This is a genomic window from Actinomadura sp. NPDC049382, from assembly GCF_040677125.1.
Lineage (GTDB): Bacteria > Actinomycetota > Actinomycetes > Streptosporangiales > Streptosporangiaceae > Spirillospora > Spirillospora geliboluensis.
On record NZ_JBFARO010000017.1, the window covers coordinates 64,970 to 91,661 of the forward strand.

Sequence of the window (26,692 nt, forward strand, 5' to 3'; positions counted from 1 at the left end):
TCGCATATGCGTCGGGAGATGCTGCCGCAGGCCAGCGAGATCGGCCGGGAGGTCGGGAAGCGGATCCAGCAGGGCATCGAGCGGGAGGTCAAGCCCGTCACAGTCCGCGTCAACATCGGGCAGGCTCCGGCGCGGCTCGAGCGGCTGAAGAAGCTCCTGGAGGAACTCGACGGCAAGTCGATCAACATCCAGGTCCGTCTCGACATGGCGAACTCTCTCGCCGAGATGCGGCTGCTGCAGCAGATCCTGAACCGCCTCGACGGCCGCAACATCAACATCAACTTCAACATGCAGGTCGCTGCCGCGCAGGCGCAGATGGCGGCGCTGCAGGCTCAGCTCCGGTCGATCGACACCCGCAAGACCATCAACATCAACGCCGACGTCGGTGGGGCGTTGGCGTCGATCTTCTCGCTGCGGGCCGCGCTCATCGGGCTGGTCGGGTTCTCACTGCCAGCGATCGCCGGCGTCGGCGCCGGGATCGTCGGGCTGGTCGGCCCGCTAGCCGCGGCAGGTGCCGGGTTCGGTGGCCTCGCCGCTGTAGCGATTCCCGCGATCTCCCGGATCCGGGACGCGCAGAAGCAGCAGGCCCAAGCGACCAGCGCCGCCGCCGGTGCGGCAGGTCAGGCCCAGTCACGGGCATTCGCGTTGGCCGCCGCACAGCAGCAGCTCGCGTCCGCAGTCCGGAATGCCGGATACGCACACAAGCAGGCGCTGGACCAGGTCCGGCAGGCGCAACAGCAACTCAGCCAAGCCCAGGCGGCCGCAGTCACAGCTGAACGTGACCTTGCCGCGGCGCGTGTGGAGGCCCGCCGGTCCCTAGAGGACATGCGGATGTCCCTGGTGTCGGCCGGGCTGGCGGTGCAGGAGCAGCAGCTCGCGATCCAGGAGTCGCAGACGCGGTGGCAGGAACTCGCGCGTGCTGCATCTTCTGCGGCGGCGAAGGTCACCTCCGCGCAGCAGCAACTCGCTGCCGCGCAGGCCGCTCAGGAGCAGGTGCTGGCGGACCCGGCCGCGACCGACATGGCCAAGGCCCAGGCGCAGGCGAACGTGAACGCCGCTAAGGCCGCGGTGGCGTCGGCGGAGGAGAAGCGGAAGGCCGCCGCGCTTGAGGCCAAGCAGGCAGAGGTCAACTACAAGCAGGCGGTGCAGCGGCTTAAGGAGCAGCAGCTCCAGTTGCGGAGGCTCCGCGCGGACGAGGCCGCGGCGGCGAAGGCCGGCGTTGAGGGGTCGGATCAGGTCCGGTCCGCGCGGGATCGCCTCGCGCAGGCGAATCAGCGGATCACCGATGCCGAACGGGCCCTCGCGGCTGCCCGCGCGAATGTAGCGAGGGTCGACCAGCAGTCCGCGGACCAGGTCGCATCTGCGCGGCGTGCCCTTGCGCAGGCCAGCATGCAGGCCGCATCGGGCGCGTCGGCGATGGCCGGGCCGATGGTCCGGTTGACGGCGCTGGAGCAGCAGCTCGCGAACGCGTGGAAGGGCCTGACGCAGGCGTTCACCGACTGGAACAAGTCGTTGCAGCCCGATGTCATCCCCGTCCTGATCAAGGGCGTCACGCTGCTGCGGAACACGCTGCCGCTGCTGACACCGGTGGTGCGGGGTGCTGCGGTCGGCCTCGGGTATCTGCTGGACCGCGCGAACGCCGCGTCCAAGAGCCCATTCTGGACGCAGTTCAGCCAGTGGGCTGGGCAGGCCGCCGCACCAGCGATCATCGGTCTCGGCACACTGCTCGGGAACCTGCTCAAGGGCCTTGCGGGGCTCTCCCAGTCGTTCGGGCCGATCGGATTCGCGTTCCTTCAAGTCCTGAACATGATCGCGGAACGGTTCGCCGCGTTCATGACCGGCCTTGCGTCGAATCCGGCTTTCAAGCAGTTCACGCAGCAGTTCATCCAGCTCGCGCCGCTGATGGCGGAAACGTTCCTGTCGCTCGGCCGGCTGATCGGGTCGCTGTTCGCTGCTGTCGCGCCTGCGCTGCAGCCGGCGCTCGCGTTCATCACCGTCCTGTCGACCGTCCTGGGGAACGTGCTGCGGCAGATCGGCCCAGCGTTCCAGTCGGTGCTGACCACGCTCGGGCAGGGCCTGTCGGCGGTGCTGGTTGCGCTGGCGCCCGTGGTCGTGCAGCTGGTGAACGCGCTCGCGCCGCTGCTGAACCAGCTGATCAACGGGCTCCGCCCGATCCTGATCTCCCTCGTCCCGGTCCTGTCGCAGGTCATCGTCGCGCTCGCCCCGGTCATCTCGGCGCTGCTAGCTGGGCTACAGCCCGCGATCCAGTCGCTCGTGCCCGTCCTTGGGCTGCTGGTCAGCGCGATCGGGCAGATCCTCCTCGCGCTCGCACCGGTCCTTCCGATCCTGGGGCAGTTCATCGCGGACCTGGTGTCCGGGCTGATGCCTGTCCTGACCCCGATCATCAGCTTGATCGCGCAGACGGTCGCGCAGATCGGCACCGCCCTCGTCCAGGCCCTGCAGCAGTCACTGCCGTCGGTGCAGCAGATCGCGCTCGCGATCGCGTCGATCCTTCCCGCGCTGCTGCCGCTGGTGCCGCTGTGGGGGCAGTGGCTCCAAACGATCATCCCGCTGATTCCGCCGCTGCTGCAGCTCGCCGCGGCGCTGATCACGCTGCTGGTTCCGGTCCTGCGTCTGCTGATCACGATCTGGGTGCGGGTCGTGACGATCGTCGCGAGCCTAGTGCTGCCCGTGTTCCGGCTGATGGTCACCGTGATCACGTGGGTCGCGGGGATCCTCACCACCGCCCTGAACTGGATCCGCACCGCGTTCCAGTGGCTCGGCACTGCCGCGATGTGGCTGTGGACCAACGCCATCCAGCCAGCATTCCGGTTCATTGCGACGCTCGCGCAATGGCTGTACTCCATCGTCGCGGTGGCCGTGCTCGCCCCCCTCATCGCGATCTTCAAGCTGGTCGCGATCACGGTGACGTGGCTGTGGAAGTCGATCATCCTCCCGTCGCTGAAGGGGATCGGCGCCCTGTTCAAGTGGGTGTGGTCGTCCTTCATCAAGCCCGTACTGGACGGCTGGGTGAAGGTCTTCCGCACCTATGTCGCGCCTGCGATCCGCTGGTTCTACGACTCGGTGATCAGACCGGTGTGGAACAAGGTCGGCGCCGCGATCCGCTGGGTGTGGGATCAGTGGATCAGCCCGGCGTTCAACAAGATCTCCACGGGTGTCGGGAAACTCGGCCACGCCTTCCGCGTCGGAGTGGACGCGATCAGCCGAGCATGGAACGGGCTCAAGGAAGCGGCACGCAAGCCCGTCGCGTTCGTGGTCAACACGGTCTTCAACGGCGGGATCGTGAAGATCTGGGACGCGGTCGCCAAGCTCGTGCCGGGGATGAAGCGGCTGGAGCCGATCCGCGGGTTCGCGACCGGTGGCGTGATGCCCGGCTACGCGCCAGGCAAGGACCGGCTCCTCGCCGCCGTCAGCCCCGGTGAATCGATCTTCCGGCCTGAGTTCACCAAGGCGGTCGGGGAGAAGTTCGTCACCGGCGCCAACGCCGCAGCCCGCTCCGGCGGTGTGTCAGGCGTTGTCCGGTACCTCGGCATGGCCGGCGACCCGGGGATGCCACCCGGTTTCGCTGGGCACTTCGCGTTCGGCGGCATTGTCGGCGGGTTCCTGAAGGCCGCGAAGGGCTGGTTCTCCAAGGGCCTGGTGAAGACCGCAACAGCGGCGTTCAACCCCCTGATCGCTTCCGCGCAGCGCGCGATCGGAGGCACCGGCTTCGGAGACCTCGCCGTCAACGCCGTCCGGGGCCTCACCTCCCGGATCCTGTCGTACTTCGGGCCGCTGGAGAAGAAGATCGGCGGCGGGGGCAGCATGGGCGCGGTCCGCGCTGTCCGAGCCATGATCGGCACCCCGTACTCGTGGGGTGGCGGCGGCCCGCACGGCCCGTCCCGGGGGTTCGGGCGAGGCGCCAACACCGTCGGCTTCGACTGCTCCTCGCTGATGCAGTACGGCTGGTACCAGGCGGCGCACAAGGTGATGCCGCGGACCACCTACACACAGCGGCCGTGGCTTCGGCGCATCGGCCAGCCTGTACCGGGCGCGGTCGGGCAGCCGCACCCCGGCCACACCTACATGTACTCCGGCAACGGAAAGATCATTGAGGCGCCGTTCACGGGCGGGTTCGTCCGCGAGGTTCCGATGCGGGGCACTCCGTTCTGGGGCCTGCCGCCGTGGAAGTTCGACAACGGCGGATACCTCCCCACTGGTGTGTCGATGGTCTACAACGGCACCGGCGCCCCGGAGCCGGTGCTGACGGACGCGCAGTGGGCACGGCTCGCCGACTCAACCAGCGGCGGCGACGGCTCCACCCACTACCACGCGCACATGGATGGGATGACGAAGGCCGCATACGAGCAGCAGGTCCGGTCCGCGTTCACCGCGATGCAGGTCGAGCAGGGCCGCCGGGACCGTACCGGGCGACGGAGGTAGCCGATGCCGCTCCTCACCCGCACGCCAGGTACTGGTGGGCCGCCCACGTCGGGGACGCGGTCTCGTCACGCACTCCAGGTCACCTACATCGACCCGGACGGCCATGTGTGGGACTGGTCCACGCCGGGGTCGCAGTGCCGGGCCCTTTCGGTGACCGGCATCGGTGGCCCACCCGCCGCTTACACCGACACGTCTCTAGCAGGCGGCGGCAGCCTCCCGCAGGCGTTCAGCGCGGCGAAACGCTCCATCGTCATCGGGCTGCATGTCTTCGACGACACATCCCAGGCCGGGCTGCTGGACCTGCTGGACCGTCTGACGTTCGCGCTGTGGCACGACCGCGCCGGCGTTCCCACGCCGGGTGTGCTGCGGTTCGCCCGGCCAGACGGGACGGCCCGGCAGATCGAGGTGTTCTGTACGTCTGGGCCGCCGCAGACGGAGGAGGAAGCGTCGAGGGACGCCTACCAGCGGGACACCTCGTACGGCCTGACCTTCGAGTCGGGCCTGGACTCGCTGTTTCAGGATGCTGACCCGGTCGGGCCGCTGGTGTTCGCCGCTCCGCCGGTGAGTGGCGGGGTGCCGCCGATGCCGCCGGTGCTGCTCACACCGTCAACGACGCTGGGGGAGACCACGGTCTACAACACCGGCAACGGCGACGCCTACCCGACGTGGACGATCACCGGGCCTGGTGTGCCGACCCTCACCAACGTCACCACCGGCAGGGAGTTCTCCCTGGGCGTGACCTTGTCGGCGGGCGAGGTCATCACGGTCGACACCCGCCCCACCTTGCAGTCCGCAATCGATCAGGACGGCGTTGACCGGTGGGGGGACCTGGTGAAGTCCACGCCCCGGGATCTGTGGACGCTGGTGCCTGGTGCCAACCTTCTGAATCTGGAGCTCGCTTCGGCCGGTACGGGGTCGCAGATCTCGATGCTCTATCACCGGCGCTGGTTGAGGGCCTGACATGGCGGTCCTGCTGGAGGAGCTCGTCCTCACGGACCTGTCGCGGGGCCGGCCAGTGGTGTTCGACAAGATCGATGTCACGCTCGCCTACAACCAGGTCGGCTCCGCGGTCATCGAGGTCCCCGCCGATGCCCGGAACTGGGGCTTGGTCCAGCTCGACGGCAACGGTGACCTCATCCCGTTCGGATTCGTCGTCACGTGGGGCGACGTGTACGAAGTGCCGCTCCTCATTGAGGACTGGGCTTTCAACCGGGCCCTGACCGACGGCCGGATCGTCGAGACCCTCACCTTCACCGGCGCCGATTTCCTGTGCCTGCTCGCGAACAGGCTCGCCTATCCCAACCCTGGGGCGGCATGGCCGTCGCAGAACGTCGGCTCGACCACCTACGGGCCAGCGGCAGCCGAAACAGTCATCAAGACGATCGTTGCCGCGAACCTCGTCACGGCGGGGGACACGTCCAGGCGAGTGCCGCTGCTGACCGTCGCTACTGACCAGGCCCGGGGCGGGTCCGCTACCTACAAGGTGGCGACACCTGACCCGGACGCCACCAGCGGCACCGAGAACACCACCGTCCAGCAGAGCGTGATGGACATGGTCCGGGCCGTGGACGAGCAAACCCCGATCGGCGTGCAGGTCACGCTCGGCGACGGTGAACTGATCTTTGACTGCTACATCCCGCGGGACCTGACGGGCCAGGCGGTGTTCTCCGCCTCGTTGGGGAACCTGCCGGAGGCGACGTTGACGGTGGCCTGCCCCAGCGGCAACGCGATCCTGGTCCAGTCGAAGGTCACGGCGGGAGAGTTCTCCGAGACTGACGGTGCCCTCGCTGCGAATCCGTGGCGGCGAGTCGAGCAGTTCGTTGACCAGTCGTCCACCGACACCGCCGCGGACGTCACGGTCGCAGCTAACCAGGCGATCGGTGCCGGCGCGGGCAGGGTGAACATCGCGGCGACTGTGGTGGACCTGCCGCGGCTCCGGTTCGGGAACGACGCCCCAGGTGTGCAGGGCTACCGGGTGGGGGACATCGGCACCCTCGATATCCGTGATGGTGTCACCTACTCCGATGTGATCTCCAAGGCGCAGCTGGTCGCGGACGCCACAGGTGACGCCTACACCGAGACGGTCACCCCGACGATCGGTACCGCCACCGACGATGCCGCGGACCAGACGATCAGCAGCAAGCTGTCGGCGCGGCTGCGGGCGCTGGAGCGGGCTCTGCGCGGATCCGTCACTACCTGATCTCCTTCCCCGGTTGCGCTCCCCGGGGTTTTCCGCATGCACCACCCCGGATGGAGGACGCATGGCCGATGACGGGTACCCGTACCCGGGAGTCTCCCAGATCACGACCGCTGCCGAGTGGGAGGCGTTTTTCTCTGCAGCACAGCTCGATGGTGTGGTGTCAGGGCTGGCCCCGAGTATCCAGTCCGGTGCCCGTACCGCGAGCATCGCCGCTGGTGGCGCGTACCTGCGGGGCTACTACAAGCCAGTCACCTCGACCACGGCGTCGCCGGTGCCGGCGGCGGCTGGGCAGGACCGGGCGGACAGGCTGGTGCTGCGGCTCGACCGTGCCGCCGCGTCCGCTGCGACGTACATCCTCCCAACGGTGGTGACCGGTACGGCTGGTTCAGGGTCGCCGCCTGCGCTGACGCGGGGGGCTACGGGGGCGTGGGACCTTCCGATCTGCCGGTGGACGTCCAAGGCGGACGGGTCGCTGACGGGCCTGGTCGATGAGCGGTACGGGCCGGGCTGGTTCACTTCCGCCGCCCGCGCGGCGTCCCTGGTGTCGGCGGCGCCTGCCCGTGTCGCGGTGGAGATCGACACGGGGCAGATCTACCGGTCTGACGGCAGCGCGTGGACGAGCGTGTACCAGGACACCGGGTGGATCAACTTGGAGTTGGCCTGGCCCACCGTCTGGTCGAAGACCGACGCTGACACGTGCGCGGTCAGGCTGCATAACGGCATTGTCGGGCTGAAGGTCTCCGCCACGCGCAAGACGTTCTTCGGGCGCACCGACCCCGACGGGTCCCAGCTGGTCACCCTTCCGATCGGGATGCGGCCCGTTGAGCACCCGGCCTACGGGATCGGGCAGTTCAGCTCGGGTGACAGCATCCGCATTGACTGCCTCAAAGACGGCCGCGTGATCGCGATCTTCCCCTCGCGGGACATCCCGGCCGGAGCCACCCTCCGCTGCGGCGTGACCTTCCCGATCTAGGAGATATGCATGGCTGCTGACGGCCACCTTTTCGGGGGCGGCATCGCGGACTACGTCATTGCTGCCGGTAGTGGCGGTGCGCTGGTGCTCGCCGCGGACGCTTCGGTGTGGTTCTACAACGCCCAGACAGGCGGGACCCGCTACGAGACGGGCCTGACCGACTTCAACGGCGCGGTGATCACAGAGGTGACCAGCGACGCCAACGGCGCGATTCCGCAGCTCCGCAGCCCAGGGCCCAGCGTCCGGAGCATGTGGGCGGACGCCTCCGGCGGTGCCGGGCCGCGGCGGCTGATGATCGCCGTTGACCTGAGCGATGAGGTCGCCGGGCTGGTCGCCCAGGTCGCCACGCTGGAGGCCCAGCTCGGCGAGCTGTCTTCGGCGCCGGCGTGGGTGCGCCGCGACCCGGCTACCGGTGCCTGGCCTGCCCGCCCGGAGACGGGCCGGTGGGTGATCTGGGTGGACACGCTGCCGCTCGCCCCGTCGCCCCCGGCGATCGGCGGAACGGGAATGGTCGACGGGCTGGACATGTACTGGGGAGGCGCCTGATGCCGCTCCTGCTGTACGCCGCGCAGGACGGCCAGTTCGTCTCCTACACCGAGCGCGTGTCGAGCCCCCCGCCGAGCCGCCTGCTGGTCGGCGCGTACGTCGGACACCCGGACAGTTCGGCGAGCAGCTTCGCCGCCGCGAACGACGCCTACGGGCCGCTGACCATCCGGCGGCAGTTCAACGCCAACATCCCCGCGAGCTTCGCCGCATCGTCGTCGGGGCCGGACGTCGGCAAGCCGTGGACGAGCTTCCTCAGCGTGAAGGCCGACCCCGCCGAGATTATCGCGGGGGACTGGGACTCCCAGATCACGAACCTCGCCGCGACCGGGCCGACTGACCGGCCGTGGTGGCTTACCTGCTGGCACGAGCCGGAGAACGACGTGCCTGCTTTCCAGCCCGCACCGAAGAACCCGGCGTTCCCCGGCGGCGCACAGCAGTTCGTGATCATGTTCAAGCGCTTCTACGAGCTCGTGAAGGCCGCGAACCCAGCGGTTCGGTGCGGCCCCGTGCACCTCGGCTCGGCCTGGAAGTCGGGGGCGCCGGTGACCGGAGGGGCGGGCAGCGTCCGCTACGAGGCCACCGACTGGATCGTCCCCGCGAGCCACGCGGACTTCTACGGGGTCGACACCTACAACGCCAAGGCCACGACCGGCCGGACAACCCTCGCGACGGCGGAGAACTTCCAGCGCTGGTTCGCCTACTTCCAGGGCCTCGGCAAGCCGCTGACGATCCCCGAGTTCGGGCGGGTGGTGAACCCGGACGACCCGACGGCGCGGCCTCGCGAGATCGCCGCGTCGGTCGCGTGGGCGCAGGGCACCGGCAAGTTCGATCTGATCATGTACTGGGACGCCGATGACCCGGCCACGGGCGCATGGTCCCTCGACGAACCCGGCCGCGCCGCCTGGCGCGCGGTCGCAGAGACCGGGAGGGCACTCGCGTGAGCATCGCGTACAGGGACGGCGCCGTAGGGCTCGTGACCGCCGCCGGGCAGGCGCTGGCGGTGACCGTCCCGGCGTCCGTGGTGGCCGGGGACGGGATGATCCTGGCCGTGGACATGGCCGAGGACGTGAACCCCGGCAGCGGCTGGGCCCTCCGCAAGAAGATCACCACGTCGGACGGCACCAACGGCACCTTCGTGTTCAGCCGGGTCGCGGGGCCCGACGACGCCGGGGCGGTCGTGACGCTGCTGGCGAGCGCGACCAAGTCCCGCGGGTCCGCGGCGCTCGCCGTCTACTCCGGTACCGACCCGGGCGACCCGATCCACCAGATCGCGTCCACCTCGGACACTGTGAGCTCCACGACCCACACCACCCCCGGCTCGATCACCACGGAGATCGCCGGGTGCTGGGAGGTCGAGATCGTCTGCTCGAAGTCGCCGAACGGCAACCCGATCACGTCGTGGACGCCTCCGGCCGGGTTCACCGCACGCAAGACCGCCATGTCGGGCGCCGCGTCCGGCGAGTCGCAGCGCGAAGCCGTCATCGGCGACTCCGGCACGGACAAGGCGTCCGGGGCCACGCTCGGCGGGCACGTCTGGACGGCCGACGTCGCCAGCAGCAACACCGCGCTGTACACGATCGCTCTCGCCCCGGCGACCGGCACCCAGACCGTGCACCCCGTCAGCGATGTCACCACGACCGGATGGACGCCGGCCCCGGCGCTCGCGTCCGGGCAGCCGCAGGCCAGCCACCTCAGCGACGGCCGCGACTCCTCCTATCTGGAGACGTCCACCGGCCCGACCGGGCTGGTCGGCGAGTGGAAGCTCGGCCGCGTTGTCCCGCCTGGGGCAGGGCAGGACATGACCCTGACCGTCCGCTGCAGGGACACCTCGGCGGCCAGCGTCACGCGGGTGATCGCGCTCATGCAAGGGTCCACGGTGATCTCCAGCAGCACGGACAACACGGTCCGGTCATCGCTGACCAACGTGAACGTGACGGTCCCCGCTGCGGATCTGGCGGCGGTCACGGACTGGTCGGACCTCCGCGTCCGCATCACCCAGACCACGGCGTAGGCGATGGCGACCACGCAGATCGCGGCCGTCTCGCTCACCGGCCTCGCGCCGAGCCAGGCGACCACGCAGATCGCCGCTGTGGCGCTGACGGGTGCGGCGCCGTCGCAGGCCCAGACCCGGATCGCGTCCGTGTCGCTCACCGGGCCGCTGACGACGCAGGCACGGACGCGGATTACGGAGATCTACCTGACCGGCGCCCGCCCGGCGGACGAGCCCGCGAGCCCGTGGTGGCTCGCTCGAGACGGCGTGTTCCTGCCGATGCAGCTCTACGTGCTGCGCGGCGGGCACCTCCAATGAGGTGCCCGAGCCGCATCTTTGACCATGTACTGATCAGCGGTCCGGCCGCCGCTCCGAGAGATAGAGGGGTGAGCGCGTGTGGCGTGGGCCCGCATGGATGACGGTCGTTCGAGACATGGTGTGTCTCGCAGTAGGGGTCTGGGGCGTCATCCACGAGGAACTGTCAGGCAAGGCAGACCTGGGGAGGCTGGCGTTTTTCGCTGTCCTGATGATCGCGCCGGGCATTCTCGCGACACTGTGGCTCGCGCAGTCTGGTACCGGATCTCCATCGCCGCCCTCTCCGCAGGAGCCGTCGCCACCGCAACCGGCGTCGAATGGTGGGTCAGGGTGAATGGCGGATGAGTCTCCGGCGGATCTACGCGATCACAGTAGTGGTGCTGGTGGGGTTCCTGTTCGTTGGTGCCTTGGTCGCGTCCACTGCCTACACGCGGCATGTGCAACGGGAGTCGGATCAGCGATGGTGTGACCTTCTTCAGTCGCTGGATCAGCCGCAGACGCCGCCGTCGACGGAGCGAGGCGCCCGGATTCAGCAGCAGATCCATGATCTGCGGCGTGAGTTGAGGTGCGGTTGATGCCGCTGGTCACGATGGCAGGAGGAGCGAGTATGGACATCATCAGCCGGGCGGGGTGGGGAGCCCGCGCTCCGCGGTCCCGCTCAACGGTCTCGTGGGGAACCCGCACCGAGTTCATCGTGCACTACTCGGAGGGCCCCACCACGCAGACGGTGCGGTCGATTCAGGACTTCCACATGGGGCCGGATCGGGGCTGGGCCGACGTCGGTTACAACTTCCTGGTCGACGTCAAGGGACGCATCTACGAGGGGCGCGGCTGGCTGACGGTCGGCGCGCACGCCCCGGACCACAACAGCATTGGCATCGGCGTCTGCATGATCGGACGGGACGGCGACGCGACCCCGGCGGCGCTCCGCTCGATCCGGTGGCTGTATGACGAGGCGGTCCGCCGCAAGGGCGGCGGCCTGAAGAAGCTCGGCCACCGCGACGTCTACAGCACGTCGTGCCCCGGGGACCAGCTCTACAAGTGGGTGCGGGCGGGGATGCCCGCGCCCGGATCGGAGGACGACGACATGCCCCTGACCAAGGACGACGCGAAGCTGATCGCCGATGCCGTGTGGCGCCGCGACGAGATCCCTGCTCCGGTCGCCGACCCCAAGAACCCGAACTGGTGGGGTCAGAGCCACTTGGTCGACCACGGCCGTCGGCTCCGGGAGATTCTGGCGCGCCTGGACGCGCAGAACGCCGCGCTCGGCGAGCTGTCCAAGACGCTCGCCGCGCTGGCCGCCGACCGCGGGCAGCAGGTCGACGCGGACGCGCTCATCGCGCGGATCGAGGCCGCGATCGAGTCCATCACGGTACGCATCGACGTTCCGGACCAGGCCAGTTAGACCCGCTGTTCTGTCGGTGCGGGCGGCTATCGTTGGTTGATCCCCTCGACGCTCCCCCCAGCGCCCACTCGGGCCACGCCTGGAAAGGGCCCTCCGATCACCCTCGACGACGTCATGCGCCGGTTCGCTGCCCTGTCTGACATGGGACAGCCACCCGAGCATGCGCATGTCCGAGGCACGGTCCTCGCGGTGGGGATGGAATGGGTGATCCACCTCCCCGAGTGCAAGGCCAAGGACGCGGCGCTCGAGCGGCTCGCTGAGGCGGCGGAGCTCGCATGCGCCGCATACGACCTCGCAGCCGACTGACCTGCGGTCGTCTTCTTCCTGTCTGCCCCTGGCACGGTGCCGGGGGCTTTCCCTTTTGGGGGCTCGTTTGCCCGTCACGTTTCAGGGTGGTCGGCTCGCGCCGGTCCGCACGAAGCCGCGGCTGAAGCTGCGGCCGTACCTTGCTGTCCCGCCTGAGCCGCCGGCGTCGGTGGACTGGCATTCCCGCGTCGAGTGGTGGCCTCTCTACGCCAACGATGTCCTGGGTGATTGCACGGCTGCGATGGTCGCCCACAACCTGCAGAACACCTCCACGTACGGGGACGGTGAGACCGTCACCGTGGCGGAGGAGGACGTGGTCGCGGCGTACTCGCGGGTGTCGGGGTACCGGCCGGGGCATCCGGAGACCGATCGTGGCGCGGTGCTGCAGGACGTGTACGCGGACTGGCGCAAGACCGGCATGGCCGGGCATCGGGCGCTGGCGTTCGCTGAGGTTGAGCCGTCTGACCAGGCTGAGGTGATGACGGCGATCAACACGTTCGGGGCGGTCGGGGTCGGGTTGGTCGTCACCGAGACGATGATGTCCGACTTCAACACCGGCCGGGGTTGGGCTCGGACTGGTGGCCGGTCGCTGGGTGGTCACGCGGTCGTCGCGGTCGGGTACGACGCGGACGGCGTGGACGTGGTGACGTGGGGCCGGGTCGTCCGGATGTCGTGGACGGTGTGGCGCCGGACGGTGGATGAGGCGTGGATCGCGATCCTGCCGGAATGGGTGAACGACGCCACGGATCTGTCGCCGCTGGGTGTGGATCTGCATGGGCTCGGTGAGGCGATGAGCGCGCTCACCGGTGACCCGAACCCTTTCCTCCCGCGGGGCCGGTCGTCCCTCCTGGGCCGGTTCCTCGACCTGATGCGGCGGATGTGGCGCTGGCTCACGCGATGAAGACCTGGCTCGCCACCAGAGACCTTTGACCTTCCCCGTTCCTTTCCATCAACGTGGCCTGCCGCCGGCGGGCCCTTTCAGCATGCCGGGAGGTATGCCCTATGAGGATCTTCGGTTACGAGCCGGCGGTCATCGTGTACGCCGTGAATGCCCTGGTGGCGGCTCTGGTCGCCTGGGGTCTGGACCTGTCGGACACGCAGACCGGCGCGGTCAACACGATCGTGACGGCGGTGCTCGCCGGGGTGGTGGCTGCGATGACGCGGCCGGTGTCGGTGTCGGCGATCACGGGCGGGGCGGCGACGGTGCTGACAGCGCTGGGCGCGTTCGGTCTGGATCTGTCGGCGGAGCAGATCGGTACGTCGGTGACGGTGGGGTCGATCATCCTGGCTCTGCTGCTGCGGCAGAACGTGTCGCCGGCCCCGGCTGTGAAGGCGGGCTCCGCCCCGTAGAGTCGGCCTGCTTCTGCCACGTGGGAACCGTGGCACCCGGTCTACCGGCATAGCAGCAGGCGAACGCCCCGCTCTCTCGACCGCTACGGCGGCCGGGGGAGCGGGGCGTCTTCGTCATGCCTGGGGTCAGTCAGTGGCGTGCTTGCCGACGATCTCCCAGAACTCACCGGTCTCGATGTCGTCCACCGGCACCGCGCCGCCCTGCCTCTCGATGATCTCGGCGACGATCGCGGGCACGTCGTACTCGCCGTCGCTGGCGTCGGTGGCGCGGGCGACCTGGTCGCGCAGGTCACGAGAGGTGAAGGTCATGGCGTTCTCCTTGGGGAGTGTCCAGAGGGGTGTGCGGCCGTCGAGCCGCGTATAGGGCTGCGTCTGCTGCCTGTGTAGCCGGACACGGACTGCTTCGGGTGTGATGCCGAGCTCCGCAGCGAGCTGGGCAGTGGTGTACAGCCGTTGGCCGTCTTCGGTGTAAACGTGCCGGTCGGTCATCGGACCGGGATGCGCACGGTCCGCTCGGCCCACTGGGCGTCACGGGCGTAGATGACGAGGTGGCCGGCGACCTGGGCGGAGCTGGTGACCGTGCAGGGGTCGCCGTCGATGTCGATGACGTCTCCGCGTTTGGGGTGGCCGGGTGCGGTGGTGCGGGGCTGGGTGGTGGCCATCTGGTGGAGGTTCTCGCGGATCGTCATGTCTGTAACGCTAGCGTTTCAGGGCGGTGATTCCCAGCCTCATAACCAGACTGGTCTAGATCGCGAGTTATCCACAGAACCGCGCTCTACCGCCCCGCACCCCACGCCCTCCTACCGTCCCAGCCATGGACACTCTCGCGCCCCTCACCCTGCTCGCCCGCACACTCGCCGGATTACCGCCAACCCCGGGCCGTGACCTGCGCCGACAACTGCCCTATCGTGACGTCATGCTCGGCACCTGCCCCAACGGCCACCAGCTCCGCCCCGGCCGTGTCCTCGTCGGCTGGTCACCATGTAACTGCGCGGCGGCGTGGGCCGCGAACAAAGGTCACCGGACGACGCAGTGCCGGGACTGTGAGGACGAGGGGTGGACCACCGTGCGGTACGAGCCACACCATGTCCACGGGGCCGGACACCCCGGCCGCTGATGGCGTGGGGGTCGTGGTTCCGACGGACCCCGACCGACCCGCCGGAACCACGACACTCGACCGCGGTCTCAGGTGCGCGCCTCGGACCTAAGACCACGGGGCACAAGACCGGATCGCGTCAGCCTGTTGCAGGCGCCCCGGTAGACGGTGACGATGTGGGCCCCGGCCAGGCCGTCACGGGGGACGTGACACACGCCCGGTAGGACGTGTACCGGCCTGGCCGGGGCGGATGAGAAGGCCGTCACCGGCCCTCGAAGGGCGCAGGGAAGCGCCCCCCAAGTTGTGGACACGGACCGGGAACCTGCTGACATACCCAGGTGTCCCGGCCCGTGCTCTCCCCCCACATGGACGCGGCCCGAGCGGGGCGGTGTACGAGGCGCGTCCACGCTCATGAGGCGACCTCCCGGTCGACCTCGAACCACAGGACCGTCCCAGTCTCACCGACGGTCAGGTCCCAGCGGGCGGCGAGCTCAGCGATCAGCTTGAGTCCCTGCCCGTGATCCACGCGCCCGGCGACCTTGAGGGCGGGTCCCTCGTCGTGGACCTCAACCCGCAGGCCCGTCTCGGCGCAGGACACCGTCACGATGACGGGGCCGCGGCCGTGCACGACGGCGTTGCTCATCGCCTCGCACGCCATCAGTGCCACGTCGTACCCGGTGACCGGGCCGACGACCTGTTTGGCGAGTGCGTGGATGCGGTGGTGGGCGGCGTGGACCTGCGCGGGGGTGGTGACCTTGAGGGGGGCGGTGGCGAGGTCCATGACGGCGGTCACCGGCTGTCCGTGTCCGCGTGCGTCGCGCCCATGCCGTGACCTCCAGCGTCTCACCGACCGCAACCGCACGGCCTGTAGACGTAAGAATGCCGCGCAACGTGCACGAAATCAATGCACGTTGCGCGGTATCAGTGTCCGTTTCCGGACGCGGCTACCCGGCGTGTACGGGCGGTGAGACCATGACGGTATGGCTCTCACATCCACGCCAACCCTGCGTGGCCGGCGGCTCGCTCTGGAGCTCCGCAAACTGCGAGAAAAGGCCGGGCTGTCCCAGGCGGAAGCGGCCCGCCGAGTCGGATGCGACCGCTCCACCCTTTCCCGCATCGAGAAACCCACCATCCGACCCGAAGAAGACGACGTCCGCGCCCTGCTGCAGACGTACGGGGTCGACGCCTCCCGCCACGCCGCGATCCTCCAACTCCTCGAAGACTCCTGGCAGCGCGGCTGGTGGACGCTGTACGACGACGCGTTCACCGGCAACTTCGTGATGCTGGAAGCGCAGGCACCTGACATCCGCATGTACGAGACCACGCTGGTCCCCGGCCTGTTCCAGACCCCGGAGTACGCCCGGTTCGTTTACTCCAACCGGCAGGGTGTGACCGGCTCGGACCTTGACCGGCTCGTTGAGGCGCGGATGACGCGGAAGAAGATCCTGCACCAGGCGTCCCCGCCCACCGTGCACGCGGTGATCCATGAGGCTGCGCTCAGCCACCGCATCGGCGACCCGGACCTGATGCGCGGGCAGATCAGCGAGCTGTGGTCGCTGGCCGTGACCCGCAGCAACGTCAGTCTCCAAGTGCTGCCGGTCACCGCGGCTGTACCGCCGGCCGCTCTCATGGGGGCGTTCACGCTGTTCCTGTTCCCCGACGATCACGGGCTGGACGTTGCCCATGCGGAGGGGCTGCTGGGGGAGGGGTACGCGGAGAACGCCGCTGACCTGGCCCGCACTAGGGTGGCGTTTGAGCACGTGAGCCGGGCTGCGATGCCGGCCGAGGAGTCCGCGGAGTGGCTCGCTGCCCGGACACGTGAATGAGTCCAGTCGCAAGGAGCAGCACCATGGAAGCTTCCCCACGCGCCGTCTGGCGCAAGTCCAGCTACAGCGGGGACGGCAACAACTGCGTTGAGGTCGCCGCTCTCCCCGCGCACGTAGGGGTGCGGGACAGCAAAGACCCGGATGCTCGACCGATCGAGGTCTCGTCGGCTGGCTGGCGTGGCCTGGTCGCCGCCGTCAAGGCCGGCGAGCACGACCTGTAGCAGCAGAGCGGTCCCCGGTCGGGGGCTCACCGCCGGGGGCCGGTCCAGTCGCGTCAAGAGCCTAATCAGACAGTTGGGCCTCAAACGCGCGGCTCCCGTACCTGTGTTCGAGCTTCTTGGCATATACCCAGAGGGGGAGATACCAAGAGGCGCACCTACCGTTTCCGATCATGCGGCGACGGAGGCGCATCGACCCCTTGGCGGACAGGCCCGCCTACAAGCAGGTGGCCGATGACATCAGAGACCAGATCCGTTTAGGGATCCTGGCGGCCGGGGCAGAGCTCCCCGGAGAGACCCGCATTGCCGCGGAGTATGAGGTCGGCGTCAACACTGTCCGGTCCGCGCTCCAGCTCCTGCGAAGCGAGCGACTCGTCGTTACTGAGCGCGGGGTCGGGTCGAGGGTCCGTGACCGGGAGGAGCGTTCGACGATGACGATCCCGCCCGGTGCCCGTGTCACGATCCGTCCGGCTGATGACGATGAGCGGCGCCGGTTCGGTCTGGACGTCCATGAGCCTGTCGCTGTGGTCGAGACGGTTGAGGGTGTCGAGGTGTTGCCGGCGTACCGGGTGGTTCTGGTTGCTGAGGGCGAGCCCGAGCCGGAGGGGCCGCCGCCGGGGGAGTGAGCGGGTACTCGCCCCGGCGGTGGTCTGCCGTGTGTTCAGGTGTCAAGAAACAGTGCCGGTGCTGAGGTGCCACCGGTCTGTGCGCACGGTTGCCACCATTGCACCCGCCGTCAATAGATGCAAGGGGTGACTTACCGTCACTCTTTGACATGACCGAAACCCCGGTCGGAACTCACCTGCGCAAACACCCGCAAAACCACGGAGGGGCTCCGAGAGCGCACGCCCCCGAAGCCCCCTCGGCGACCGTAGGTCAGCCGCGGATGAACCCGTTCACCACCATGGGCAGCGAAGCGTCCACACCCGCCATGTTCAGCACACCCTCATCCCGAGGATCACCGATCGTGTGCCCGTTCGCAGCCATCGCCGCCAGGACCACACGAGCCGCCGGGTTCACCGCACGCCGATACCCGGCCAGCGCCTGCGACGGGTGCTGCCGCCCCGCCCACGTCTCGTTGTCGGTGAACACCACCACACCGTCCACGCCGAGGCGTTCGCGCTGCGCCCACTCGAACGGCAGCGAGAGGTCCGTGCCGCCACCTGACGCTTTCCACGTCGAGATCTCCCGCAGATTCGTGCGGGCGGTGACACGAGAAGCGTGAACATGCGTGTCGACGTCGATGACGTGGACGTTGCCGCCCTCGATCCGGTTCAGGATGACGGCCATCGTGTTCGCGACCTCGTAGCAGGACCCGAGCGGGGACCCGCCCGAGTAGATGCTGCCCCACGTCATGGACCCGGACGAGTCCACCGCGATGAGAAGTCGGCGCCCGGACGGCTGGATGTGACCGAACGACAGCTCGTACGCCTCTTCCAGCGCGTCCACGATCGCGGGGACCGGCACCCACGTCTGCACGTCTGCGCGCAGGTTCGGCTGCGCCCTGCCCGCCTGGTAGACGCGCAGCGCCAGGAACAGGTCCATCGGGTGGATCCGCGCCCTTGCCAGCGCAGCGGCGTCGGTGAGGCGTGCTGCGGCACGGCGGGTCGCGTTGCTCATCGGCTTGAGGGTTCCGAGCCGCGTCGTCCGCGCAAGGTTCCGGATCAGCGCAATCATCCCGATCGTGTCGATGAGCTCGTCCCACACGCCCGCGTCGGTCAGGACAGCGTCGGGGAGGAACTCCCACGGCACGCCGCGGTCCTGGACCACGTCGATCGCCTCGACCGGACTGGTGACGGACTGCGCGGTGAGGAACGCGTCGATCGCCGGGACCTGCGTCCGGGCGTCCGCGTCGGACACGTTCCCCGCGATCCACCCGAACAGGGCACGCCGAGCAGGGCTGTCGGCCTTGGGGTGCGCGATCCGCAGCGCGTCTCGCAGCGCGAACGCTTCACCGGCCGGGGTCTTCCGCTGCCGGGCCTTGCACACCCGCCACGCGACCTGGTCGACGTCGTCGTTCAGGAACCAGGAAGCCAGTGCGGTGCGACGCGACCGGCCGATCACCGGCGCGGTCCCACCTCCGGAGGTCTTACCGCCGAGGTTCTTCCAGTACCCGAAGAACGTCGCGAAGTGATCGGTAGTCCGCGCGACCTGCGCGAGCGACCCCTTTACGGCCTGTCGGGTGTCGGCGTCGCCACGGGCCGCCGCCGCGGCGACCGCGAACAGGGCGGGCCGGTTCTTCGGCGCCCGGGGCGGACGTGCGGTCGAGATTCCCGTCGCCAGCTTCACGACCCGGGCACCGTCCGCCTGGATCGCGTCGAACACGACCTGGGCGTTGTCAGCGGTGAGCTTGTCCTCGCCGATGTAGTAGGTGCCGCCGGTGGTGCCGAGGATGAGGAAGTCCTCCAGCCGGGTCCACAGGTCCTTGCCGAAGCCGTAGCCGCCGGCGTTGTTGCGGACCTGCTCGGTCTCGCGGCCGGGGATCGGCTGGGTCTGGGGCGTCTGGACGGTGGACACAGATGCGAGAGGGTCACGGGCCATTAGGGGCCTCCAGAAGTTCGACCCGCCACAAGAGAGCGGATGTGGGGTTCTGGACGCGTAGGGGAGGGCGGATGTGGTTATGCCCACCGGGGTATGGCGCTCTAGCCTGACTGAGCTACACCGGGCTTTCACCCGGCGGCGGGATTTGAACCCGCGACCTCCCCATTAAGAGTGGTAACCGACGGGACTTCGACCCGCCCTCCCCGTACGTTCCAGCTCGGCCCGTAGGGCCGGGTGCTCGCACGGATGTGGTGGCGACCACCGGAGATTCCGTTTGCAAAGGTAACCGATGGTCTTCGACCCGTGCGGGCACCGGGCCCTACGCGCTAAGGCAGACCGTAGCCCGTCCGGGATCTGTTCGCATCCCGATAACCCCGTAGCCGTCGCGTCAGGAGCGGGCGGCTGCCCTGAGCGCGGCCTTCGCCGCCCGCTTATCGTCCACGCTCGCCCACCACGGATGCCCCTGCAGCGCCTCAGTGATCCGGAGCCGCTCCGCACGAGCCTCCGCCAGCTCGGCCTGCTGCTCTACGGTCGGCTCCGCTACGCCGGCGGCCACGTCCCGCCCGGGCGGCAGAGCAGCACCGGCCTCCACACAGCGGGCATCGGCGGCGTACCAGGCGCGTTGCAGGTCGAGCAGGTCGGCAGGGAAGTCGAAGTCAGCCACGGGATCGATCATGCCACCGGGCCTCCAGCGGCAGCGGCGCGGGTCGCCCTAGACAGGGCTAGATTTCCGCAGACCGGCGACCCGTGACCCGATCGAGTTCCTGCTGCACCCACCGGGCTTCGAGCCGGTGATGCGGGCTGCGCACCGGGAACTTCTGTGCGGACTGTATGTCCGCGATGACACCGAGAAGCCACTGCTCCGGGTCACGCCCCACCAGTTGGCAGCGCTCGACACCTATGCGAAGGAGCCGCTTGTAGCGGGCGCGGTACCAGAGGGTGATGGCGGTGTTCGCGCCGAGGCCGCTGAGCCCGAGCAGGATGAGGGCAGGTCGAGTACTGCGCTCTTTAGCGAGGCTTCTTTCGCTCACGCTCGCTCCCGTCGCCGTGGGGGGAGAAGCATCATAGGTCGATGTCCTTCATCGGGTTGTTCTTCCACTGGTCCACGAACCGGATGTAGCGCAGCAGCACGGGGGAGTTGGGGTTCCAGCGCCCCTGCTTGGCTATCTCGGCGATGGGGACACCGGCGGCGTACGCGGTTGACGCTGAACCAGCGCGGAGCCCGTGGGAGGTGTACTTCTCGGGGAGGCCAGCGAGGATGCCGCGGCGTCGGACGATGTCACATGCGGACTTGCCGGTTAGGCGCACGCCGCCTTTGCCGGCGCCATCGGGTTCCCCGCCGACCCGGCCGTGCCGGTCGATCGGCCGGAACAGGGGACCGTCAGCCAAGCCACGCTCGGCGAGTCGGGCCTTCCATGCGTTGATGGCCTCCACGGCGCACGTCTCGGGGTGTTTCCCGCGGGGGATGGCCACTGTGATGCCGCGGGCTTCTTGGTCGGTCTTGGACCGCTTGACGTACACGGTGAGCCCGTTGCTGCTTTCCACGACGTCGCCTTGGTCGAGGCCGACGAGTTCGGAGCGGCGGGCCATCATGTTGAACCCGAGCAGGAGCAGGGCCCGGTCGCGTGCGCCTTGCAGGGTGCTCAGGTCACAGGTTGCGACCATGGCGCGCAGCGCGTCGACCATGATGGGGGTGGCCTGTTTCTCCCGGTTGCCTCCGTCTGCCCACTCCTTGCGGTAGTCCTTGAGGGCTTTGAGGGGCTGTCGGCTGTCGGGCTCGTCTTGGTGGCCGTGGTCGGCGTGCTTTGAGCGGACGGTGGCGATCGCTTGGGCGATCGTGTTGGGTGCGCTCCCGCACTCGCACATGTGGTCGACGTACTCGGTGAGTGTCTGCGCGGTGGCGGGTAGGTGCACGCGCCCTTCGGCTTCGCACCACTCGCGGAAGTCTTTCCATGCCCGGTCGTAGGCGATGCGGGTGTTCTCGGCGGTGGAGTTGATGAGCCGCTGTGCGGTGCGGGCGCTGATGGTGAAATCGACGTCGCTGTACGCAACGGGTGCGGGCGCGGTGGGGCGGACGACGATGGGGGAGAGGGGGGCCGGTTCGAGGTCGGTCACTGGCTGGCCAACCTTCCGATCGGGCGCACGGCCAGTCTCACTGTCCGCCCGTAGCCTGCCTTCTCCTGGGACTCTGGAGTGTCGTAGAAGCACGTCCGGTAGAGGTCCTCGGTTGGCCAGATGGAGGATGGCTTGGTGGCGCCCTTCTGGAGCCACCCCCAGTGAGTGGCTGGGTGGCGTTCGTCCGCCATGATGACTTCGACCTCCACAACAGGGTGGGGCAGTCTCTGCCTGACGACGTAGTTACGTGACCCGATGTCGGTCAGCATGCCGTGCCGGAGGTGTGCGTACATGCGCCACATCAGATCTCCTCATGCCGGGGGAGTAGGCCCAGCGTGGTCGCCTGCTCCTCGGTGAGGGTGATCTCTTCACCGGAGTCCATCTGGCCTTCGTTGACGGCCCAGGGGCTGATGTCGAGCATCTCGCAGGCTTCGTCCCATCGGAGACGGTCCATCAGTTCGGCTGGCGTGGTGACGATTTTCATGGGCTCCCCCATCAATTCTGGATTCCTATAATGCATCTTAACGGAACCCAGACGTCTTTGACCTTGCTCGAACGGAATGGTTCTAGATCAACTCCGCGCTCCCCGACCTGGAATCCGAGGGCTATTGCTGGGACTGGGAGATCCAGGGCGGAGACGTCACCAAGCGGTCGATCTCGGCCAGCCTCACCGCCGTAGAAACGGTGAAGGCGCTGCAGTAGGCGAAGTCGTCATGGGATGGTGCGTAGTCCGGGTGATGCCCGATGGTCTTGCCCCCGGAGAACATGTAGTCGACGCGCGGCGTGAGCAACTGGAAGCGCAGGTAGGCGTGGTATTCAACGCCGGTAGCGATCACTCGGAGCGCCGCCTGCGCCTCATCGACGATCTTCGTCATGGTGTGGAGCTGTTCAGCGACATCGCGTGCGTTGCCCTGGCGATCGTCGGTCAAGGCTGCGCGGAGTGTCCTCTTGGACACCGGATGCCGCAGGTCCGGGCCGATGCTGAAAGGTGAGCGGCTCATGTCCTCCCACCGGATGTGGGAGCGGAACAGTTCGTCCACGGCTTCGCGGAGCAGCGCCATAGCCGTGATCATGTCTCCGCTGGCCTCCGCAGCGTGAGCGTCCTTGGCCATCTGCCGGATGGCGTCCTGCGGGATGAGGTCAGCCATGTGAATCTCGATGTACGGGACGCCGAACACCTTGGGGGTGTTCTCCTCAAAGAAGCTGGCGGCGTCGGCTCGTGACTGCTCGATGCCGCTTGGCCCGGGCCACGTGTTGGCGTGCTTGAAGGCGTTCCGCAGGTCGGTGATCCTTCCCACGGCTTTCCGGCCAGTGAGCTGAGTGCCGACCAGAGACTTGTCGATATTGTCGAAGTAGCGAGCTACGAAGTTGCCCCGCTCCGGGATCACGGCCCTGAGGTGCTCTCCCGCGAGCATTAGGAACAACTCGATCGCGTCGTGGAAGGTGAGCACGCAGGTGTAGTTGAGAGGCTCAGGCAGTCGGGACTGATCGTTGCCCTGCTGGTGGAGCATCCGGATGAAGGCGAGCCGTTCCATGGACTGGGGAGTCAGCGGGGCTGGCGGAGTGGGCTGGGTCATCTGGCCATCATCGCGATTCGCTGCCGCCTCCCGCCGGGATTTCGCATTGTGCGAACCCTCGCCGGGGTCTCACCGCTTGTCCTTGCGCGCCGAGCGGCGCGCAGCGATGAACAGCCAAACGGCGAGCGGCACACCGATAGCGCCGGTGATGATGCTGTCGGCGGCACTGCCGTCCCCGCGGGCGTAGTCGAGCAGGCCGAGGACCAGGACCGGCAGCAGGATGACCACGGCGGCGATGGCGATCAACATGGGTCTCATGCCCTCTACCTCCTCGGAATGAAGCTTATGGTTAGCGACGGCCGTCAAGACGGGTCAGCTGTGATCGGCCTTCGCAGGCGCCACCTGTGTCCGCAGTCAGGGTTCGGGCAGACCGCGTAGGCGCGGATCTCGTGTGGTTCGTAGGTGTACCCCTCAGTCTGGGCCTGCGGGGTCCGGACCATCCCGTCGTCGCCGATGACGGCAGGGCCGCAGTCTGCCCAGACGAATGCCTCTTCACCGATCCGGACCTGTTCCCCGCAGCGGGTGCAGCAGAGCGGGCGGGTGGTGGTCTTACTCACGGCCTTCCTCTCCTTCCTGGAATCGGCATTCTGGGAGCCCATCACGCGGCGGCCTTCTGTACACCGACAGCGCTCGTGTAAACCTCTTCGAGAAACTTCCACCCAGCCGGCGTGTGCCGGTACTTCGTGAAGCCGTCGGGCTGCACAACGACCTGCGGGCTACGGGCCGCGTTGACGACGAGGCCGATGCCGTAGACGTCGGCGACGATGGCGGCCTCTTGCAGGGACGCGCGCTTCGGCTTCCCTGCGAGGACGAGCGTGCGTCGGCAGTACGGCGCGAAACGGCTGGCGCGGACGAGGCCGGGTTTCCACTGGTGCCCGTGGACGATTGCGAGTTCCACCCGCAGCGGGTGCGTGAGCTGCCGGACGAACCCGGCCGGGGTGATGTCCACGGTCCCCAACGGCATACGGTTCAACGCTCGGTGCTCGGACGGCCGGAACGATGAGAACGGGACGGGCTCGCCGTGCGGCAGGTCCATCAGGAGGTTGAGCCAGTCGAGCCTGAGTACTGAGGGATGGCCTTCTGCCTGGCGCCGCTCGAACTCGGCGCGGTCGGGTGTGTAGACGATGGTGGCGTCCGTTCCCCGCAAGCGCATCTCGATGTGCTCGGCGCCCGTGAGATCGAGCGCGGCGAGGATGTCCTCAGTTCGCCCGCTCATCTCGGATCCGCTTCGCTGCGCTCGAACAGGCCATCCGCAGTCGGTCCCCGACGAGCCGGGCGTGGCGCTGGACGCGTCCCAGGGTGGTCCTCACGCGGGCATTCGCGGGGGCACCCGTGGCTCTGCCTAAAGCACGCCTGAATGCGGTGGTGATCGTGGGTAGCGTGGCCCCGGCATTCCAACACCCCGCCGAAACACTCGCTGCTTCCGTCTCCGTGGACGATCAGTGAGCCGCCGCAGAGCGGCCACGTGAGGATCCGCTCCCGACGCGGATCGACCGCGACCCACCGCTCCTCGTAGGCGTGTGCTGCGGGGAGGCAACTGCGGCGAGTGTGGAAGTTTGGCGCGTCCGTTCCAGGCAGGTCGAGGTTCTCACCGGGGTAGGCGACCGCCTTCTGGCGGGTGGTGATCGGCTCGGCGCAGGCCCAGCACGCACCCGGTGGGATCGCCTCCATCTTCGCGATGCGGTCCAGGCTCGCGGTCACCTGCTCGTCCTCCAGTTCTGCCCGGCACGGCATCGGTTCCCCGCAGCAGGAACACTGCGGCCACCGGTCACTGGGATACACGCGCCACAGAATGTGCGCGGTAGAGGGGACGGTGACGGTTCCGCGTGTCTGCTTGTCGCCGTTGCGGTGCCAGGGTGCCGGCGCGCCGCCCACCCAGTCCACGATGACCCGGTAGGGACGTTCCGGCCACGTGCTCAGCTCAGGCATCCCGCGATCGAACCAAACATCACGGGATGCCTCATCAAGCTCTGCAGGGGGAACGTCTTCGACTTTTGCGACTTGCCACACCGCGTGTCGGTAGGCGATCAGCTTGCCCTTCTCGGGGCGGATTTTGGCGTTCGTTCTGAGGGGACGCCACCTGTCGCGAGACATGCTCTATTCTCCCATATTCGCAGGTCAGATGCCGGTTTTGCGCTGCCGCGATTTCCCAATCCCTACATGATCTGCGGGGCGTCGTGACTAGCGCTCAAGGACGAGAGTCATCCGGGCGCCGCATCTCTCGCACCGCAGGACGACGGTGTCTCCGGGCTGCGCTCGGAAGGTACGGGTCTGGGTGCGCTGGCAGTTGTGGCAGGTGATGGTGGCGTTCACGATCGGGGGCGGGTTACTCATCTGGCTAGTCCTTCCCGGCGATGATGGTTGCGGTGATGGCGAGGATGCCGACGTGCCATGCCTGGTCGAGGGCGTACGGTCCGGAGCCGGGCCCGTACGGGTCGACCCACCCGTCCCGCTGGACCTTGAAGTCGTCGTAGAACGCCTTCTTGCCGAGCTTGTAGTTGAGTTCGCGGGCGAACGGCCGCCGGTCGAGGAGATAGTGGGTGGCTGCGTTCACAGCCAGGCCAGCGAGGACACGGCGCGGGTTGAGCCGCTCCCCGGTCGCGTAGACCGCTGCGGCGAGCGCGACGATCTGGAACGCGGTGAGTTCGCCGACGTGGCGGGCGCACGCGACCCTCGCCGCCCAGCCGTCGCCGGCCTTGTCCTCGGCGTCGTTGCCGGACTGGATGACGTGGTCGGCGAAGACGTGTGAGGAGTGGAGGGCGGCGTACACGCCGCCCATGCGTCCGAGGCTCACGTGCACCTCCGGCACGGGTTGACGATCTTGCGAATGACTTTGCCTGTGGTCGGGTGCAAGACCCTGGTGACGCTCCTGGGCGAACCGCAGGTCGAGCACGAGGTACTACTCACTGGGTCACCTCCTCCACTGGCACGGGCTTCGGGTGGCCCTCGAAGGCGTGCTTGCGGGCCGCGCCCGTAGCGCCGCGCAGGGTCTTGTAGTTGACGCCAGCGTGCGGGTCGGGTCCGCCGCGGCGGAAGGCGTCCAGGCATTCGCCGCACCGCCACGCGAACCCCGTACGGAGCGGGTTCCCGAACACCAGCGGCGCCTCGCCCACCGTGATGCGGCCGGGGTCGGGCTCGACGACGGCGGCGACGGCGTAGATGGCACGGTCCGCGCCGACCTTCCCAGCGGCCCGCATCCACATCTCGCGTGCTCTTCCGAGGTTCCCGGCGAGGATGGTGTCGGTGATGTCCTTGGCCCACGGCGGTGCCGTCTGGCGTGTGTAGGTGCGTATGTCGGTCATCGGCGGGGGCTCCCGTCCGGCCAGTGGTCCTCCAACAGCCTGTGGGCGTGGACGACGCAGTACCCGAAGGGTGCGCCCGGCTGGGACGGCTGGTGGCACATGGTGTCGCGCTGGCCCCAGTGGGAGTCGCCGACGTCCCAGCAGCATTTGCCGGCGTCGAACGCGGCCTTCTCCTCGGGGGTGAACCGGTCGGGGTCGGTGTATGGGGTGACGATGCGGTTCCGGTCTTGCATGAGGTCTCCGTTCTGGTGTTCCGTGAGGCGGCCACCACGGGGCAGTGGCCGCCAGGACGCAGCCCCAGACCGGGTCAGGCAGCGCCGATCGCAGCGGCGTCCTCGTCCGACAGACGGAGCCGAGCGAGGATCTCGGCAGCCATGTCGGGCTGCTGTAACTGCAGCTCGTCGAACAGGTCACGGGCCTTCTCGAAGTCACGGCGCTGCACAGCGGATTCGAGCCGGGCGAGCAGAGACATGCTGGGGGTTCCTCTCG

The 26,692-nt window shown here is 68.4% G+C and carries 31 protein-coding genes; 14 read left to right on the forward strand and 17 right to left on the reverse strand.

Going from position 1 to position 26,692, the window contains the following annotated elements:
• Window positions 1-18 precede the first annotated feature (18 nt).
• From AB0K34_RS13895 to AB0K34_RS13945, 11 genes are all read left to right on the forward strand, one after another.
• Window positions 19-4,443, forward strand: a complete 4,425-nt coding sequence (locus AB0K34_RS13895) for an NlpC/P60 family protein (RefSeq protein WP_364548341.1) — start codon at window positions 19-21, stop codon at window positions 4,441-4,443.
• A 3-nt stretch (window positions 4,444-4,446) separates the two neighbouring features.
• The gene (locus AB0K34_RS13900; protein ID WP_364548344.1) at window positions 4,447-5,403 is read left to right on the forward strand and encodes a hypothetical protein; all 957 of its coding nucleotides are present in this window, start codon (window positions 4,447-4,449) and stop codon (window positions 5,401-5,403) included.
• Between the two features lies 1 nt (window position 5,404).
• Window positions 5,405-6,643 (forward strand): hypothetical protein, encoded by a 1,239-nt coding sequence (locus tag AB0K34_RS13905; RefSeq protein ID WP_364548347.1) that lies wholly within the window; start codon window positions 5,405-5,407, stop codon window positions 6,641-6,643.
• Between the two features lie 61 nt (window positions 6,644-6,704).
• On the forward strand, window positions 6,705-7,616 hold the full coding sequence (locus tag AB0K34_RS13910) for a hypothetical protein (protein ID WP_364548349.1): 912 nt from the start codon (window positions 6,705-6,707) through the stop codon (window positions 7,614-7,616).
• Between the two features lie 9 nt (window positions 7,617-7,625).
• A complete protein-coding gene (locus AB0K34_RS13915; RefSeq protein ID WP_364548352.1) occupies window positions 7,626-8,162 on the forward strand; it encodes a hypothetical protein in 537 nt (178 codons plus the stop codon).
• Window positions 8,162-9,103: a hypothetical protein gene (locus AB0K34_RS13920; protein WP_364548355.1), complete on the forward strand. Its 942-nt coding sequence runs from the start codon at window positions 8,162-8,164 to the stop codon at window positions 9,101-9,103. The genes AB0K34_RS13915 and AB0K34_RS13920 overlap by 1 nt, the downstream gene beginning before the upstream one ends.
• Window positions 9,100-10,173, forward strand: a complete 1,074-nt coding sequence (locus AB0K34_RS13925) for a hypothetical protein (protein ID WP_364548358.1) — start codon at window positions 9,100-9,102, stop codon at window positions 10,171-10,173. Before AB0K34_RS13920 ends, AB0K34_RS13925 begins: the two co-directional genes overlap by 4 nt.
• A gap of 3 nt (window positions 10,174-10,176) precedes the next feature.
• Entirely contained in the window at window positions 10,177-10,470 is a 294-nt protein-coding gene (locus AB0K34_RS13930; protein ID WP_364548361.1) for a hypothetical protein, read from the forward strand.
• A gap of 604 nt (window positions 10,471-11,074) precedes the next feature.
• On the forward strand, window positions 11,075-11,872 hold the full coding sequence (locus tag AB0K34_RS13935) for an N-acetylmuramoyl-L-alanine amidase (protein ID WP_364548364.1): 798 nt from the start codon (window positions 11,075-11,077) through the stop codon (window positions 11,870-11,872).
• Between the two features lie 547 nt (window positions 11,873-12,419).
• Window positions 12,420-13,079 carry a hypothetical protein gene (locus tag AB0K34_RS13940; protein ID WP_364548367.1) on the forward strand — a complete coding sequence of 220 codons (660 nt, stop codon included), beginning with the start codon at window positions 12,420-12,422 and terminating at the stop codon, window positions 13,077-13,079.
• Between the two features lie 101 nt (window positions 13,080-13,180).
• Entirely contained in the window at window positions 13,181-13,528 is a 348-nt protein-coding gene (locus AB0K34_RS13945; RefSeq protein ID WP_364548370.1) for a hypothetical protein, read from the forward strand.
• A 126-nt stretch (window positions 13,529-13,654) separates the two neighbouring features.
• On the opposite strand, the gene AB0K34_RS13950 is transcribed toward AB0K34_RS13945, so the two are convergent.
• The 3 genes from AB0K34_RS13950 to AB0K34_RS13960 all read right to left on the reverse strand — a co-directional run bounded on the left by AB0K34_RS13950 (window position 13,655) and on the right by AB0K34_RS13960 (window position 15,417).
• Window positions 13,655-13,837, reverse strand: a complete 183-nt coding sequence (locus tag AB0K34_RS13950) for a hypothetical protein (RefSeq protein ID WP_364548373.1) — start codon at window positions 13,835-13,837, stop codon at window positions 13,655-13,657.
• Between the two features lie 176 nt (window positions 13,838-14,013).
• The gene (locus AB0K34_RS13955; protein ID WP_364548376.1) at window positions 14,014-14,217 is read right to left on the reverse strand and encodes a hypothetical protein; all 204 of its coding nucleotides are present in this window, start codon (window positions 14,215-14,217) and stop codon (window positions 14,014-14,016) included.
• Window positions 14,218-15,033: 816 nt separating this feature from the next.
• Complete coding sequence (locus tag AB0K34_RS13960) at window positions 15,034-15,417, reverse strand: ATP-binding protein (protein WP_364548378.1); 384 nt, start codon at window positions 15,415-15,417, stop codon at window positions 15,034-15,036.
• Between the two features lie 187 nt (window positions 15,418-15,604).
• Here AB0K34_RS13960 and AB0K34_RS13965 point away from each other — a divergent pair, with 187 nt between their 5' ends.
• The 3 genes from AB0K34_RS13965 to AB0K34_RS13975 all read left to right on the forward strand — a co-directional run bounded on the left by AB0K34_RS13965 (window position 15,605) and on the right by AB0K34_RS13975 (window position 17,294).
• Window positions 15,605-16,450 (forward strand): helix-turn-helix transcriptional regulator, encoded by an 846-nt coding sequence (locus AB0K34_RS13965; protein ID WP_364548380.1) that lies wholly within the window; start codon window positions 15,605-15,607, stop codon window positions 16,448-16,450.
• 23 nt (window positions 16,451-16,473) lie between these two features.
• Window positions 16,474-16,671: a DUF397 domain-containing protein gene (locus AB0K34_RS13970; protein WP_364548383.1), complete on the forward strand. Its 198-nt coding sequence runs from the start codon at window positions 16,474-16,476 to the stop codon at window positions 16,669-16,671.
• A 170-nt stretch (window positions 16,672-16,841) separates the two neighbouring features.
• Entirely contained in the window at window positions 16,842-17,294 is a 453-nt protein-coding gene (locus tag AB0K34_RS13975) for a winged helix-turn-helix domain-containing protein (RefSeq protein ID WP_364548386.1), read from the forward strand.
• A 250-nt stretch (window positions 17,295-17,544) separates the two neighbouring features.
• On the opposite strand, the gene AB0K34_RS13980 is transcribed toward AB0K34_RS13975, so the two are convergent.
• From AB0K34_RS13980 to AB0K34_RS14045, 14 genes are all read right to left on the reverse strand, one after another.
• Window positions 17,545-19,185, reverse strand: coding sequence for a TROVE domain-containing protein (locus tag AB0K34_RS13980; RefSeq protein ID WP_364548388.1), 1,641 nt, complete (start codon window positions 19,183-19,185; stop codon window positions 17,545-17,547).
• 412 nt (window positions 19,186-19,597) lie between these two features.
• On the reverse strand, window positions 19,598-19,885 hold the full coding sequence (locus AB0K34_RS13985; RefSeq protein ID WP_364548391.1) for a hypothetical protein: 288 nt from the start codon (window positions 19,883-19,885) through the stop codon (window positions 19,598-19,600).
• 46 nt (window positions 19,886-19,931) lie between these two features.
• Window positions 19,932-20,240: a hypothetical protein gene (locus AB0K34_RS13990; protein ID WP_364548394.1), complete on the reverse strand. Its 309-nt coding sequence runs from the start codon at window positions 20,238-20,240 to the stop codon at window positions 19,932-19,934.
• 31 nt (window positions 20,241-20,271) lie between these two features.
• Window positions 20,272-21,324: a site-specific integrase gene (locus AB0K34_RS13995; RefSeq protein ID WP_364548397.1), complete on the reverse strand. Its 1,053-nt coding sequence runs from the start codon at window positions 21,322-21,324 to the stop codon at window positions 20,272-20,274.
• A complete protein-coding gene (locus AB0K34_RS14000) occupies window positions 21,321-21,626 on the reverse strand; it encodes a hypothetical protein (RefSeq protein ID WP_364548400.1) in 306 nt (101 codons plus the stop codon). Before AB0K34_RS14000 ends, AB0K34_RS13995 begins: the two co-directional genes overlap by 4 nt.
• Window positions 21,626-21,808 carry a hypothetical protein gene (locus AB0K34_RS14005; RefSeq protein WP_364548403.1) on the reverse strand — a complete coding sequence of 61 codons (183 nt, stop codon included), beginning with the start codon at window positions 21,806-21,808 and terminating at the stop codon, window positions 21,626-21,628. The genes AB0K34_RS14000 and AB0K34_RS14005 overlap by 1 nt, the downstream gene beginning before the upstream one ends.
• A 121-nt stretch (window positions 21,809-21,929) precedes the next feature.
• The gene (locus tag AB0K34_RS14010) at window positions 21,930-22,859 is read right to left on the reverse strand and encodes a hypothetical protein (protein ID WP_364548405.1); all 930 of its coding nucleotides are present in this window, start codon (window positions 22,857-22,859) and stop codon (window positions 21,930-21,932) included.
• Window positions 22,860-22,970: 111 nt separating this feature from the next.
• A complete protein-coding gene (locus AB0K34_RS14015) occupies window positions 22,971-23,159 on the reverse strand; it encodes a hypothetical protein (protein ID WP_364548408.1) in 189 nt (62 codons plus the stop codon).
• Between the two features lie 340 nt (window positions 23,160-23,499).
• A complete protein-coding gene (locus AB0K34_RS14020; protein ID WP_364548411.1) occupies window positions 23,500-24,117 on the reverse strand; it encodes a hypothetical protein in 618 nt (205 codons plus the stop codon).
• Window positions 24,114-24,995, reverse strand: coding sequence for a hypothetical protein (locus AB0K34_RS14025; RefSeq protein ID WP_364548413.1), 882 nt, complete (start codon window positions 24,993-24,995; stop codon window positions 24,114-24,116). Before AB0K34_RS14025 ends, AB0K34_RS14020 begins: the two co-directional genes overlap by 4 nt.
• Before the next feature lie 244 nt (window positions 24,996-25,239).
• Window positions 25,240-25,710: a transcriptional regulator gene (locus AB0K34_RS14030; protein WP_364548416.1), complete on the reverse strand. Its 471-nt coding sequence runs from the start codon at window positions 25,708-25,710 to the stop codon at window positions 25,240-25,242.
• Between the two features lie 94 nt (window positions 25,711-25,804).
• Window positions 25,805-26,203 (reverse strand): hypothetical protein, encoded by a 399-nt coding sequence (locus tag AB0K34_RS14035; RefSeq protein ID WP_364548419.1) that lies wholly within the window; start codon window positions 26,201-26,203, stop codon window positions 25,805-25,807.
• The gene (locus tag AB0K34_RS14040; protein ID WP_364548422.1) at window positions 26,200-26,436 is read right to left on the reverse strand and encodes a hypothetical protein; all 237 of its coding nucleotides are present in this window, start codon (window positions 26,434-26,436) and stop codon (window positions 26,200-26,202) included. The genes AB0K34_RS14035 and AB0K34_RS14040 overlap by 4 nt, the downstream gene beginning before the upstream one ends.
• A gap of 74 nt (window positions 26,437-26,510) precedes the next feature.
• On the reverse strand, window positions 26,511-26,675 hold the full coding sequence (locus AB0K34_RS14045) for a hypothetical protein (protein ID WP_364548425.1): 165 nt from the start codon (window positions 26,673-26,675) through the stop codon (window positions 26,511-26,513).
• Window positions 26,676-26,692 lie beyond the last annotated feature (17 nt).